At 43.9% G+C, this 13,019-nt stretch carries 15 protein-coding genes; 7 read left to right on the top strand and 8 right to left on the bottom strand.

Going from position 1 to position 13,019, the window contains the following annotated elements; genetic code table 11:
* Positions 1 to 161 precede the first annotated feature (161 nt).
* Positions 162 to 842, bottom strand: coding sequence for a phosphoribosylaminoimidazolesuccinocarboxamide synthase (locus NSQ43_RS04260; protein WP_339253297.1), 681 nt, complete (start codon positions 840 to 842; stop codon positions 162 to 164).
* Positions 843 to 1,027: 185 nt separating this feature from the next.
* On the opposite strand from NSQ43_RS04260, the gene NSQ43_RS04255 reads away from it, so the two are divergent.
* The 4 genes from NSQ43_RS04255 (at position 1,028) to NSQ43_RS04240 (ending at position 4,779) form a co-directional block, all read left to right on the top strand.
* Positions 1,028 to 1,249: a heavy-metal-associated domain-containing protein gene (locus NSQ43_RS04255; protein WP_339253296.1), complete on the top strand. Its 222-nt coding sequence runs from the start codon at positions 1,028 to 1,030 to the stop codon at positions 1,247 to 1,249.
* Between the two features lie 15 nt (positions 1,250 to 1,264).
* The gene (locus NSQ43_RS04250) at positions 1,265 to 3,154 is read left to right on the top strand and encodes a cation-translocating P-type ATPase (protein WP_339253294.1); all 1,890 of its coding nucleotides are present in this window, start codon (positions 1,265 to 1,267) and stop codon (positions 3,152 to 3,154) included.
* Positions 3,155 to 3,166: 12 nt separating this feature from the next.
* Positions 3,167 to 3,871: a Crp/Fnr family transcriptional regulator gene (locus NSQ43_RS04245; RefSeq protein ID WP_339253292.1), complete on the top strand. Its 705-nt coding sequence runs from the start codon at positions 3,167 to 3,169 to the stop codon at positions 3,869 to 3,871.
* 188 nt (positions 3,872 to 4,059) lie between these two features.
* The gene (locus NSQ43_RS04240; protein ID WP_339253290.1) at positions 4,060 to 4,779 is read left to right on the top strand and encodes a YebC/PmpR family DNA-binding transcriptional regulator; all 720 of its coding nucleotides are present in this window, start codon (positions 4,060 to 4,062) and stop codon (positions 4,777 to 4,779) included.
* 59 nt (positions 4,780 to 4,838) lie between these two features.
* Here NSQ43_RS04240 and NSQ43_RS04235 read toward each other — a convergent pair whose 3' ends face one another.
* From NSQ43_RS04235 to pxpB, 4 genes are read right to left on the bottom strand one after another with little or no spacing between them, the layout of a single operon-like run.
* Complete coding sequence (locus NSQ43_RS04235; RefSeq protein ID WP_339253288.1) at positions 4,839 to 5,759, bottom strand: GNAT family N-acetyltransferase; 921 nt, start codon at positions 5,757 to 5,759, stop codon at positions 4,839 to 4,841.
* On the bottom strand, positions 5,760 to 6,539 hold the full coding sequence (locus tag NSQ43_RS04230) for a 5-oxoprolinase subunit PxpA (protein WP_339253286.1): 780 nt from the start codon (positions 6,537 to 6,539) through the stop codon (positions 5,760 to 5,762).
* Positions 6,540 to 6,550: 11 nt separating this feature from the next.
* Positions 6,551 to 7,543 (bottom strand): biotin-dependent carboxyltransferase family protein, encoded by a 993-nt coding sequence (locus tag NSQ43_RS04225; protein WP_339253285.1) that lies wholly within the window; start codon positions 7,541 to 7,543, stop codon positions 6,551 to 6,553.
* On the bottom strand, positions 7,540 to 8,241 hold the full coding sequence (gene pxpB / locus NSQ43_RS04220) for a 5-oxoprolinase subunit PxpB (RefSeq protein ID WP_339254794.1): 702 nt from the start codon (positions 8,239 to 8,241) through the stop codon (positions 7,540 to 7,542). The genes NSQ43_RS04225 and pxpB overlap by 4 nt, the downstream gene beginning before the upstream one ends.
* A gap of 229 nt (positions 8,242 to 8,470) precedes the next feature.
* Here pxpB and dacB point away from each other — a divergent pair, with 229 nt between their 5' ends.
* A complete protein-coding gene (gene dacB / locus NSQ43_RS04215) occupies positions 8,471 to 10,021 on the top strand; it encodes a D-alanyl-D-alanine carboxypeptidase/D-alanyl-D-alanine-endopeptidase (RefSeq protein ID WP_339253283.1) in 1,551 nt (516 codons plus the stop codon).
* Between the two features lie 199 nt (positions 10,022 to 10,220).
* Here the strand turns inward: dacB and NSQ43_RS04210 are convergent, their stop codons facing one another.
* A complete protein-coding gene (locus NSQ43_RS04210) occupies positions 10,221 to 10,625 on the bottom strand; it encodes a hypothetical protein (protein WP_339253281.1) in 405 nt (134 codons plus the stop codon).
* Positions 10,626 to 10,720: 95 nt separating this feature from the next.
* Here NSQ43_RS04210 and NSQ43_RS04205 point away from each other — a divergent pair, with 95 nt between their 5' ends.
* Positions 10,721 to 11,605: a hypothetical protein gene (locus NSQ43_RS04205; protein ID WP_339253279.1), complete on the top strand. Its 885-nt coding sequence runs from the start codon at positions 10,721 to 10,723 to the stop codon at positions 11,603 to 11,605.
* Between the two features lie 9 nt (positions 11,606 to 11,614).
* Positions 11,615 to 12,088 (top strand): DinB family protein, encoded by a 474-nt coding sequence (locus NSQ43_RS04200; protein ID WP_339253277.1) that lies wholly within the window; start codon positions 11,615 to 11,617, stop codon positions 12,086 to 12,088.
* Between the two features lie 72 nt (positions 12,089 to 12,160).
* On the opposite strand, the gene NSQ43_RS04195 is transcribed toward NSQ43_RS04200, so the two are convergent.
* Both NSQ43_RS04195 and NSQ43_RS04190 read right to left on the bottom strand, forming a co-directional pair.
* Positions 12,161 to 12,547 carry a hypothetical protein gene (locus NSQ43_RS04195; protein ID WP_339253275.1) on the bottom strand — a complete coding sequence of 129 codons (387 nt, stop codon included), beginning with the start codon at positions 12,545 to 12,547 and terminating at the stop codon, positions 12,161 to 12,163.
* Between the two features lie 120 nt (positions 12,548 to 12,667).
* Positions 12,668 to 13,018 carry a VOC family protein gene (locus NSQ43_RS04190; protein ID WP_339253274.1) on the bottom strand — a complete coding sequence of 117 codons (351 nt, stop codon included), beginning with the start codon at positions 13,016 to 13,018 and terminating at the stop codon, positions 12,668 to 12,670.
* Position 13,019: the final 1 nt, after the last annotated feature.

The following is a 13,019-nucleotide window of genomic DNA, read 5'->3' as shown; positions in this document are numbered from 1 at the left end:
ATCTCTCCTTCGCATATACTCCTGCCAAGCATGCCCAACTGAAGAGATAATATGTATGGAAACTTTTCCCGTTACGCTTTAAGTTTCATTTATAATCATGTCTTAAAGTAATAAAACCGCCGTTCACTCCAAACATTGGAATGAACGGCGGTTCCTTTTAATTAAGCCAACATTAACTTCTCAAGATCGAGTGGTGCAATGTATACTCCATCTTTGTACACACGCATATTGCCCCCAGAAATTTCGTCAATCAGCATGATATTCCCTTCAGGATCACGACCGAATTCAAGCTTGATATCGTATAGCTCAAGCCCCTTCTCTGCAAGCTCCTCTTTCACAACAATTGAAATTTCCTTCGTCAACTTCTCTAAAACCTCATACTCATCTTCCGTCAATATACCAAGCTGCGATAGTGCATCTCTTGTAATCGGAGGGTCATTTCGGTCGTCATCTTTAATCGTCACTTCAACAAACGCATCCAAAGGTTGTCCCTCTTCGCAATATGCCCCGTAACGCCGTAAGAAACTTCCAACAGCGCGGAAACGACAAATGACTTCAAGCCCTTTCCCAAATACTGTCGCCGGCTTTACAGTCATCGTTGCATTCTCAATATCCGCATCGATATAATGTGTGGGAATTTTTTTGTCTGCTAACTTTTCGAAAAAGAATTTCGTCATGCGCAAGCCTGATTTTCCTGCACCTTCGATCGTTAAACCAACTGTATTTGCACCCGGATCAAACACGCCGTCTTCCCCGGTCACATCATCTTTGAATGCCAATAAAACATTGCCATCTTCCAATTTATAAACGTCTTTCGTCTTTCCTTTATAAACAAGCTCCATGCCCACGTTTCCTCTCTGTTCGAAAATGTAGTGAATCGAACTACGCAGAGTTCGATTTACTATCAGTATAAGGCACTTTCCCGCTTATAAAAAGCGAAAACTTGATGGAGGTCAAGGTTTCATTTGTAAAAACACCTTATGATGTAATCAAGAAGAACAATACAACTACATGGAGGTAGAGGAAAATGAAAAAAATCGTATTGAATTTGGAGCCGTTGACTTGCCCATCTTGTATTAAAAAGATTGAAGGAGCTTTGAAGAAATTGGACGGTGTGGTAGAAGCGAAAGTACTGTTCAATTCCGGAAAAGTACGGGCTCAATTCGATGAAAGCAAAATCGATGCTGACATAATCGCGAAAACAGTTTCCGGACTTGGTTATCCCGTACAATCTCAAAAAGTCTCATGAAAGGAGTGAAAGAAAATGAATGCGAAACGAACTTCCCGAATCACCGCCGCGACAGGCCTATTGCTCACGGCGGCAATCGGGCTTCATCTTGCGGGCTTCCACGAATGGCGGCAAATACTGCTTATAGCGGCAACCGTTCTTGCTGGTATCCCCATTGCCCTCAAAGCATTTAAAGCGTTGAAAATGAAGGCATTCAGTATTGAATTGTTAGTGACAATCGCTGTCGTAGGTGCACTGTTCATCGGAGAATACGTCGAGTCTGCTGCAGTGACTTTCCTATTTTTATTCGGCGCATATCTTGAAGCCCGTACACTTGAAAAGACACGTTCTTCACTGAAAGCACTTATTGACATGGCGCCGTTTGAAGCAACAGTTGTCCGTAACGGCGAAACAATGAAGATTTCTGTCGATGACGTGGAAGAAGGTGATCGGGTCATCATTCGGTCCGGTGAAAAAGTTGCCATTGACGGTCGCATCATCACAGGTAATGCAACATTGAATGAGGCTGCAATCACTGGAGAATCCGTACCAGCATCAAAAACGATTGATGAAAAGGTCTTTAGCGGAACAATCGTCGATAATGGCTTTATCGAAGTGATTGCTGAGCGTGTTGGGGATGATACGACATTTGCACGCATCATTGAACTTGTTGAAGAGGCACAGGAATCCCAGTCGAAAACAGAGAAATTCCTCGACCGGTTCGCCAATATTTACACACCTGCAATCGTCGTGCTATCTGTCCTTGTTTATTTATTCACAAGAAATATTGAAATGACTCTCACCTTCCTTGTCATCGCTTGTCCAGGAGCCCTCGTCATTTCTGCTCCAGTCTCAATCGTAGCAGGCATCGGTAATGGAGCTCGTCACGGCGTCCTTATCAAGGGTGGAGACATTATGGAAAAACTCGCTAAAATCGATACGGTTGTCTTCGATAAGACGGGTACATTGACTCGTGGGAAACCCGAAGTAACTGACATTCATGCAATCGACATCGACAGAACAGATCTCCTCCGCCTTGTTGCGGAAGCTGAAATGATTTCCGAACATCACCTTGGTCAAACAATCGTCAAAGAAGCGAAACGCCAAGGCCTTGACCTGCGAAATGTTCCCGAAAATGCTGAAGTGATCAAAGGAAACGGCATCCGTGCGACAATTCAAGGAAAAGTGCTCGCTATCGGGAACCGCAAATTGATGATTGCCGAAGGAGTACAGATTGATAATGAAATAGAAGACTACGCAATTATTAGCGAAAAAGCCGGTAACACTGCAATATTCGCAAGCATTGACGGAAAGATTTCCGGAATTCTATCAATTGCGGACCGGATTCGCCCCGAAGCCGAAGATGCACTTCGCGAACTGCGGGCAAGCGGCGTTAAACAGATCATTATGCTGACAGGCGACAACCGTCATACCGCGGAACTTGTTGGTGCACAATTAGGGTTGGATCAAGTCCATGCAGAGCTATTGCCTGAAGACAAAGTGGCCATGGTTCAGAAACTGAAAGAAGCGGGTCACAAAGTTGCGATGGCAGGTGACGGCATCAACGACGCACCAGCAATTGCGACAGCGGAGATCGGGCTCGCAATGGGTGAAGGTGGAACCGACATTTCGATGGAGACTGCAGATGTCGTACTCATGGCGGACCGACTCGACCAATTCTCACATGCCTACTCACTCGCGAAAGCGACCGTCCGCAACATGAAACAGAACACATTCTTTGCGGTCGGAACAGTGGCATTGCTACTTGCAGGCGTGCTTCTTGGCAAAGTGTTCCTCGCGTCTGGAATGTTGATCCACGAAGCAAGCGTCCTTATAGTAATATTGAACGCCATCCGGTTAATCCGATATACTAAGGGAAAGCCCGCAAAACGGCAGAACTTGGAACGGGAACTTGCAGTGGAATAGGAGTGAAGGATGATGTCGGAAAATAAACATTGCAGTCACGGCGAAGGTACCGTGGAGATGCAGAAAATGTGCATCTCCATTGTTCCGATTTTCAACCATCTCGACCCTTCTGAAATGAATGAAATCGTCAAGCATACAAATTCAGTGATCCATCCCCGCGGACACACAATCTATCACGAGGGAGATACATCGGACGGCTTGTACATTGTTCATAAGGGTCATGTTAAAATCTATCGCCTTTCGGAAAATGGAAAGGAGCAGTTGGTAAGGATTCTTGGACCAGGGGATTTCACGGGAGAACTTTCTTTATTCAATGAAACGGTACATGATGCATACGCCGAAGCGATGGAAAATGTTGAACTTTGTGTTATGGGCCGGGATAGTTTCCAGACGTTTTTAATGAAATACCCTGCTATCTCACTTAAAGTATTAGGCGAATTCTCGAGCCGCTTAGCTAAATCGGAAAAGCAAGCTGCTCGGATTGCCATGGAAACTACCGACACACGGATTGCCATGTATCTCGCCGACTTATCTGAGGAACGGAATTCAAGCCTTATCAAGCTGCCGATGACAAGGAAAGACTTAGCGTCTCATATCGGCACAGCACCTGAAACAATCAGCCGGAAGTTGGCGGAATTTGAAGATGCCGGGTGGATTCGCCAAGTGAGTCAGCGGGAGATTGAGATCTTGGATATGGATGCTTTGTTGCTTGTTTAATAATGGAGAATTGAGGGCTTTTACAGGGTGGAAGGAGAACTCTTTGCGCATTAACGAGAACTCTTCAGGGAGAAAGGAGAACTCCTTCGCCTATTCCATTTTAAGGATTTTTACTTGTCAGCATTCATACAATGGGTGTATAATTGCTTGATGAAATCAATGCTCAGACTGAAAGCGAGTGAATGAGAATGGGCCGTAAATGGAATAACATTAAAGAAAAAAAGGCTTCGAAGGATGCGAATACAAGTCGTATTTACGCAAAATTCGGCCGTGAATTATATGTAGCAGCAAAACAAGGTGACCCTGATCCCGAGACGAATCAAACCCTCAAAATGGTAATAGAGCGTGCGAAAACATACAACGTTCCAAAAGCTATTATCGACCGCGCAATCGAAAAAGCAAAGGGTGGCGCTGAGGAAAACTATGACGAACTCCGTTACGAAGGCTTCGGCCCGAATGGTTCGATGGTCATCGTCGATGCTCTGACGAACAACGTAAACCGTACCGCTTCTGAAGTGCGCGCAGCATTCGGAAAAAATGGCGGCAACATGGGCGTCAGCGGTTCCGTTGCGTACATGTTCGACGCGACTGCCGTATTCGGTTTGGAAGGCAAAACTGCGGATGAAGTATTGGAACTTCTTATGGAAGAAGACGTCGAAGTCCGCGATATCCTTGAAGAAGAAGACACAGTCATCGTTTATGCAGAACCCGATCAATTCCACGCAGTGCAAGAGGCATTGAAAAATGCCGGTATCACTGAATTCTCCGTGGCTGAATTGACAATGCTTGCGCATAATGACGTGACATTGGATGCAGACTCTCAAGCACAATTCGAGAAAATGATTGATGCCTTGGAAGACTTGGAAGATGTTCAACAAGTTTATCATAACGTTGATTTAGGTGAATAAATGAACAAAACCACTTCGTTTGATTCAAGCGAGGTGGTTTTGTTTCTTCAATGAATTAATTAAGTAATATCCTTCTTGTATCGAACTTCTTCATCGATGACTTGAAATCCTACAGCTTGATACAACTGCAAGGCAGATGCATTCTTAGCGCTTACCTCTAACTCGGCAGTATCACAGCCTTGATCTTTTAAGTACACCAGAGCTTCTGATAACAGGAGCTTGGCCAAGCCTTTTTTTCTCCATGGCTTTCTGACCCAAACATCTTCAATTATTCCTCCCGTATCTTGGTCATTCTCTTTCCATGCCATCGCGCTAGCAATTAAGTTCGCCCCCTCCCTAACCGTAAGAGCTGTCCAAGAGGGTTTATTTCGGTATTGGACTAGCCGTTCCCGCTTCAATGGAGCATCGGGCCAAATTTCTTGATCATATGCTAAATATTCCTTTTGTTCATCGGCATCATCCATATTCCAAAGGGTAAATTGATAGGACAATGGCAGGTCCATTATCGGAATTGACTTGGTCAAATCCCTGCACATAGTGAACACTGTCTCCGTATATTCAAAGCCTTTGGACATAAAAAATACATTGTTCTGTTTTTCTATCTGCAAATTACCCACACAAAGCATTGTCTTGTAGAGATCAGACAGAGAACTCTTTATTTCAGCCGATCTTTCGACTAAGCGTTGAAAAACCATATCTAACAATACCGTATCTGTTTCTCTTTCAGGTACCGTTTTAAGATTACAATAAATGGCATGCTCCATTTCCAATGGACTTCCTGCAGGAACTTCATATATCAATTCGACTTGACCCTTGGCTATCATCCGTTGACCTTCAAATGCACAAAACACATTGGCCCAGTTACTTTCCGGACCAACCCACCAGAAATTAGCACCATTCTCAGATGTCACGGATTGATGCAACTCTTTCAACGCAGAACCGTCTACTGCTTGATAGTTGCGAATTACTATATTAGTCAACTAAATCCCCCTCCTAAGGTCGCCGATTTTCCTAACCCCAATCCCTTCAGCACGCAATGCATTAGGAATTACTCTTGCAAACTCGACCGCTGTTTTTCCATCCCCGTGTATACAGATCGTATCGGCCTTAATCGCAACATCGGTCCCATCTGTCGCGCGCACTTTCCCTTCCTTCACCATCCGGACAATTTGCCTGATGGCGACATCTTGATCGGTAATCAATGCATTCGGCTCCAGACGAGACGTCAATGTCCCATTCGACTGATAAGTCCGATCCGCAAACACTTCATTCGCCACCTTCAATCCAATCCGCTCCCCCGCCTTGACCAGTTCGCTGCCCGATAGTCCGAAAAGAATCAATTCCGGATCGACTTTGTAAACTGCTTCCGCAATCGCTTCGGATAATCCACGGTTCACGGCAGCCATATTATAGAGCGCTCCATGTGGTTTCACATGCTGGAGTCGCCCACCTTCCGCCTTCACGAATCCAGACAGGGCCCCTATTTGATAAACGACTATATCGAATGCTTCTTCTGCTGAAATTGCAATTTCGCGCCGTCCGAAACCAACCAAATCCTGAAATCCTGGATGGACACCGATCCCAACGTTTTTCTCTAACGCCATCCGTACAGTCTTCCGCATCGTCGCTGGATCCCCCGCATGGAATCCGCATGCAATATTTGCCGACGTAATCGTCTCCAATATCGCTTGATCATTGCCCATGACGTACGCCCCGAAGCTTTCCCCCATATCACTATTCAAATCGACAACAAATCCCATTCCACCCGCTCCTATCTAAATCTATTCCGTATCGCCGCACGTAGCATCCTCAAATCCATTTCCTGCTTCACAAAAAACTGCTGTGATTCCTCAATACTCACTTCTTTGAATGAAAGCCGGTCCCCCGCCTTCGCCTGTGCAAGCTTCGGAAAATCAATTGATGATAGCTGCCCAATTTTCGGATAGCCACCGGTCGTCTGCCGGTCCGCTGCTAAAATGATTGGATTTCCATCAGGCGGAACTTGGATGGAGCCATATGTAACCGCTTCTGAAACCATCTCTTTTGGTTCTTTTAATCGTAATAACGGTCCACTAATACGATAGCCCATCCGATCTGATTGAGAACTGACAGTGAATGTTTCATTCCAGAACTGGTGTTGACAATCTTCATTAAATAATTCGTATTGCCTGCAGGGCATTACACAAATCTCATAATTCCCCGATAGATCAGGGAGAAGTTTCGGCGTGACTTGCCAATCCGCTGCACTGAACGGCCTGTTGGATGCAAACTTATCTTTCATCACTTCCGCCAACCCGGATGCGGAATTAAATCTTAGGACATCGTCTTCACGCAACACCCTTCCATCCATCCCGCCAAATTTAGCCTTCACATATGTCGACCGGCTACCAAGTACAACCGGTACATTCAATCCACCTGCAACAGCCAAATACGCACGGGATCCCCTTTTCGCCGCTCCAAACCGAAGTTCACTACCTTTTCGAATGAATACCGGTTTCCACATCGGCACTAAAATACCAGCAATCATCGGCGTTAAATCTCCACCACAAATAGCAATCACAGTATCTTCCTCAAATAAAAGAACTGGACCGACAAGACTCATTTCTATCGTTGCAGCATCTTCTTCATTTCCAACAAGCAAATTCGCTACCCGGTGGGAGAACGGATCCATGACACCGCCTGCCACAACCCCGAATCGTTGATAGCCGTACCTTCCCAAATCTTGAACTGTGTCAAATAGACCTGATTTGATGACCGTTATCATTCAGCATCACCTCGCAAGTCTTTGTACTCCTCGTTCGTAATCTCGTAAAATTGAATTTTATCCCCAGATGTAAGCAAACTTGGCGGATCTTCATTCGGCAAAAACAGCTCGAGTGGTGTCCGGCCGATCAATTGCCAGCCCCCTGGCGTTTCAACTGGATAAACCCCCGTCTGCAAACCTGCTATGCCAACCGATCTTGCTGGAATCTTTAATCTCGGAGTTGACCTTCTTGGTGCACTGATTTTCTTCGACATCCCGCCAATGAATGGAAATCCCGGTGCAAATCCTATCATATGTACTGTATAATCACCTGACGTATGTATTGCAATCACTTCATCAGGCGTCAAACCATTATGCTCCGCTACGAAATTCAAGTCTGGGCCATGGGCTCCCCCATATAAGACCGGAATCCTGACAATCCGTTGCTCAGGATCATCCGTTTTTAGTGCGTCTTGGAGGAGTTCTTGAATCCACCGACAAACCTGTTCAAACGGCGAACCTTTTCCATTGAATTCCCGAAGGTCATAAATAACCGTTACTGTCGTAAAAGCAGGAATTGTTTCGATCATCCATGGAGGAGAAGCTTCATTCAATCGAGCAATAATTGACTTTACCTTTTGCTGTGACGAACGACTAATTACAGTATCGACTTCAATCATCACTGCTTGATCGCCCATTGGAGATAATGTGTATTTCAACATTCCCACACATCCTTGCCGAGTGTTTTGAATATACTTTATTTTACCTTAAATTAATTGATTAGTAACCTACCATCTCCTTGTTTAACTACCGAGTGAAGCGCATAGGCTATTAAAGGTGCACTTTCCACATCTGATTAGGGTCGTCGAAATTGTCTGTATTTTACTCTGTCCATTCTAAATAATATGAAGTACAATCAAGCAAATGGATGAAAGGATGTAAGCAAATATGAAACAGATCCCTGTACTTAAAAAGTCATTCCTTGCACTATCAATTGCATTACTTGCAATATTCCCTGTCACTCCTCAAACACCAATTCAACCTATCGCTGCATCCAATGAAATCATTTACGTTGCATCCATTGAAAAACCAAAAATGAACGAAGATAAATCAACCAAAAATGAAGATCTTGGTCAGAAGATAGAAGCCATCCTGCAGGACCCGAAACTCGAGGGAGCGATTGCCGGCGTAAGTATCCGTAAAGCGGTTGGCGGAGAAGTTCTATACTCACATTTCGGGGACATCCGCCTGCGCCCCGCGTCCAATATGAAATTACTGACTGGCGGGACAGCTATGGATATTTTGGGTCCAGGCTATCAATTCACGACAGAAGTGCTGACAGATGGACAAGTAAAAGGGGCAGTACTGAACGGAAATCTTTACCTTAGGGGAAAAGGTGACCCTACTCTAATGAAAAAGGATTTGGACCAGTTCGCCAGAGATTTGAAGGCGAAAGGAATAAATAATATCAATGGCAGTCTAATTGCCGATGATAGCTGGTATGACGATGTCCGCTATTCTCAGGACTTGAACTGGTCAGATGAACATAACTATGTTGGTGCCCAAGTTTCTGCTTTGACACTTTCACCAAATGAAGATTATGATGCGGGAACAGTAATCGTCGATGTGCATCCAAACGAAAAGAACGGCAGTCCACCAAAAGTGACACTCATCCCGAATAATAGCCATGTTGAAATCGTCAACAAGGCAAAAACAGTTTCAAAAGGCCAATCGAAAAGTATAACGATTGAACGTGAGCATGGAACAAATCGAATTTTCATTGAAGGAAATATACCGCTTGGTGGAACAGTGTCTCGTTCTTGGGTAGCTGTTTGGGAACCTACAATGTACGTATTGGATGTTTTTAAACAATCGCTCGAGGCGGAAGGCATCCAGTTTATAGATGGAGTAAAACCCGGGTTCACGCCAAGCAATGCAACCATTCTTACATCAAGAAAATCAATGCCACTTGAAGAGCTTTTCATTCCATTCATGAAACTGAGCAACAATGGACACGGGGAAACATTGGTGAAGGAGATGGGGAAAGTTCAGCGCGGCGAAGGCAGCTGGGACGCGGGTCTTGCGGTCATGAAGGAGAAACTGAAGGAATTCGGTGTCAATACCGACACTATCATGCTACGCGATGGTTCGGGCATGTCGCATAAGAACCTCATTTCTGCCGATGAGCTTACGACATTGTTAGGTAATATACAATCGAAAAGTTGGTTCTCCGCATTTGAGGCTTCGCTTCCAATTGCGGGAAATCCCGAACGGATGGTCGGAGGCACACTCCGCAACCGAATGGGTGGTGGACTGACTGCCGGAAACGTCAAAGCGAAAACCGGTACAATAACCGGTGTCTCCACACTTTCAGGCTTCGTAACCGCAAAAGACGGTACAGAACTGATTTTTTCTATATTAATTAATAATTATATTAGCGGGCCAGTTTCGCCAATTGAAGACGCGATTGTATCAGTACTTGCGGAATATGAGTTTTGATTAAAAAAACGGGACTGCATAAGCCACTTCATGCAGTCCCATTCTATTTTCACTTTTTTTGTTCACAATCATGCATAAAAGCCACAAAATGCGCATAAACACTGAGATTCACGCATAAATCCTCCCAAATACGCAAAAAAATTATTTATGCATGTTTGAGAGGATTTATGCTTCTTTCGTCAAGTTTATGCGTCAATATTCAATCGCATCTTACAATATTGAACAAAAAATCGGTTTCCTTATGCTTTTGGTTTTCATAGTCCACTGAAAAATGATACAGAATGCTCTCATTCTCCTTAAATATATGGTTAACTGTGAAAATGCCTTTCCTTCCTTCGCTCTCCCCGATTAAAACCTTCTGTGAGGCGGTATTTGTCCCCGTTGGTGTCAGGTAAAAATACATTTTCTTCGTGTTTTTCGCTTGTACCCCAACAGTAAGTTTGTGTTCACCTTCCGGAATGCATACCCATCCGTCTTCAACGTCAAAAGGAATTGTTTTGTAATCTACGATCTCAGGTTCCAACGCATTTGAATTAACGATTTGTTGTACGCCAATTAGAGCCCCAAAAATTAAAAAGATAATGATATCTCTTAGCAGCTTCAACTATATCATCTCCAATTTTTTAACTATTCCTTGAAGGATTCCCTATTTCCAATCACGAATACGTCCATAAGACTAATTTGAAAGCAGGGATTCAGTTGGAACGACTATTAGATGACCAATACCAACACGCCATAACATTTCTAAAAACAAAAGCCCGTCCTTTGGAAAAAGCTCTTTACGAATTCGAATTTGAAAATGGCAGCCGCGAGCGGGTATTGGAAGAATTGAAGGTTTATCAAAATGAAGATGGCGGATTCGGTAATGGATTGGAGCCTGATTTCAGGTGCGAGGCATCTTCAGCATTGGCGACGACAATTGGGCTACAGCATCTGATCCGTATCGGGGCTGATGAATCGGAACCGATGGTGCAAAAAGCAATTCAACATGTATTGAATACGTTTAACGAAGAAAAGATGGGATGGGAAATTGTCCCGAAGGAAGTGGAAACGGCACCACGTGCTATCTGGTGGAATTACGGCGGGGATTGGCCATGGGGAAACCCGAGTGCTGAAATGACTGGTTTATTGCACCATTATAAAGGACTTGTTTTAGAGGACTTTTTGGAAAAACTAACTGCCTACGCGGTTTCCTACATCAACCAATTAGAAACTGGCGATTTCCACGAGTTGCAATGCTTGGTGAGATTGATGAGGGAATTACCTTCTGAAGAAGCTGAGAAGATTTCAGTAAAAGTTCGCGAGACGGCACAAAAAAGCGTAACGACTGACTCAGAAAAATGGCATGGCTACTGCCTACTCCCTCTTCAGGTCGTACCATCTTCTGAGTCTTTCTTGTATGATGAGTTCAAAGAAATTATCCCAGCAAACATTCAGCATCTCCTGAATACCCAAGCGAAAGATGGCAGCTGGAAACCGGCTTGGGAATGGGGACGATTCGAAGACGTTTGGGAAACCGCAAAGCAGGAGTGGAGCGGCGTACTAACACTTGATAATTTGAGGGTATTGAAAGCATTTGAGTGAGGTAGGTAAATGAATAATTATTATGTAAGAAATACGTTAAATCAAATCCATATTGCTGTAAAGTCGACAATTGAAATAATGGACAAGTTGGATTCGACTGATTTAGATATGAAACCTACAGATAATAAGTTTTCCATTAGACAGCTGTTAGCTCATATTTCGTTGATTTGTAAAGCAGACCAACTTATATCAGATGAAGCAACAGCGGATGAGATGAGAACCTTTTATACGTCCAATTCCCTTCAATCCATAGCTGATATGAAAGAGGCTCTGTTGTCCAATTTTGCATTATTGGAAAACCGTTATCTCGAATACACAGAGGATGAGTTAGTGCAAAAGATGACTTCTTACTGGGGCGTTTCCTATACGCGGTTTGAGTGGTTGTTAGAAATCTCTTCTCACATCTATCATCACCGAGGGCAGCTTCTTGCGATGCTTGTGCATTGTGTCGGAAAGGATCCGGAAGTTGCATTGTTTGAGTAAACTTGTTAATAAAGCCTCCCGGTAATATTCACCAGGAGGCGTTTCTCATAGATCCTGTATAGCCATTTTTCATCACAACTCAACATCGTCACTCATCTCAAATACATCAAAAACATTTTTCTGTATGATAAGCGACATGATTTTACCCTTTTTCTCAAAGTAATGAACATGGCCGACCCGTTTGTCTTCGAGCTCCGTCCAACCCCATCTTTCTATTTCATCCAAATAGTCTGCAGGCGGGGTACCCTCTTCGTCTCCGATACCCTTCAACTTGTACTTCGCCGACTTCGCAATTTCAGTCGTGCAATCTTCCGGTTTCACCTCATAGGCATTTTTCGGAACTGGAAACCCTTCATTGATGACCGCCATCCGATAGCCGTCCTCTTCCATATATTCATACGCACAACCCGTCATTAACACAGCGGCAACAAGCAGTATCGGTATCAATATTCGCCTCACCACGGCAACCTCCTCACGGAAACTTCACATCTGTTACCTTTAGGTTAATGGCAAAATCACCGTCTGTCGACCGACGAAATTGTGACAACAAATTCATTCAACTCGTATGATCATTCACAATTATTTCTCCCAAAGTTCAATCCATCTTCCATCCGGATCAGCAATCCAAACAAATGTCCCGAACTCGCTTTTCTCAGGTTGTTTTAAAAGCGGTATTCCGATTTTCTCAAAATGCTCCAACCAAGCTTCGATATTTTCCACTTGAAAATTTAACATTACGGATTGATTCTTTGGAAAATAATCATTATCCTCTTTAAACAAAGAAAATATTGTTTCATTGTCAACGTCTGGCTTGAAAATCGTACCATTCCACTCTTCCATCGATAAACCAAGAGTATCTTTATACCATTTTCCCAATGCAGCAACATCCTCGGTTCTCCAAAAAACCCCACCAAATCCTTTAACTTTCATA

It is taken from the genome of Sporosarcina sp. FSL W8-0480 (assembly GCF_037963765.1).
Lineage (GTDB): Bacteria > Bacillota > Bacilli > Bacillales_A > Planococcaceae > Sporosarcina.
This window is presented reverse-complemented; position numbering and strand designations above follow the sequence as displayed.

What these genes read in the sequence shown, in the direction of transcription:
- NSQ43_RS04190 (WP_339253274.1), bottom strand. Translation starts at nt 13,018, where the DNA reads ATGAAAGTTAAAGGATTTGGTGGGGTTTTTTGGAGAACCGAGGATGTT.
- dacB (WP_339253283.1), top strand. Translation starts at nt 8,471, where the DNA reads ATGAAACAGATCCCTGTACTTAAAAAGTCATTCCTTGCACTATCAATT.
- NSQ43_RS04240 (WP_339253290.1), top strand. Translation starts at nt 4,060, where the DNA reads ATGGGCCGTAAATGGAATAACATTAAAGAAAAAAAGGCTTCGAAGGAT.
- NSQ43_RS04245 (WP_339253292.1), top strand. Translation starts at nt 3,167, where the DNA reads ATGTCGGAAAATAAACATTGCAGTCACGGCGAAGGTACCGTGGAGATG.
- NSQ43_RS04225 (WP_339253285.1), bottom strand. Translation starts at nt 7,543, where the DNA reads ATGATAACGGTCATCAAATCAGGTCTATTTGACACAGTTCAAGATTTG.
- NSQ43_RS04260 (WP_339253297.1), bottom strand. Translation starts at nt 842, where the DNA reads ATGGAGCTTGTTTATAAAGGAAAGACGAAAGACGTTTATAAATTGGAA.
- NSQ43_RS04255 (WP_339253296.1), top strand. Translation starts at nt 1,028, where the DNA reads ATGAAAAAAATCGTATTGAATTTGGAGCCGTTGACTTGCCCATCTTGT.
- NSQ43_RS04250 (WP_339253294.1), top strand. Translation starts at nt 1,265, where the DNA reads ATGAATGCGAAACGAACTTCCCGAATCACCGCCGCGACAGGCCTATTG.
- NSQ43_RS04230 (WP_339253286.1), bottom strand. Translation starts at nt 6,539, where the DNA reads ATGGGATTTGTTGTCGATTTGAATAGTGATATGGGGGAAAGCTTCGGG.
- NSQ43_RS04200 (WP_339253277.1), top strand. Translation starts at nt 11,615, where the DNA reads ATGAATAATTATTATGTAAGAAATACGTTAAATCAAATCCATATTGCT.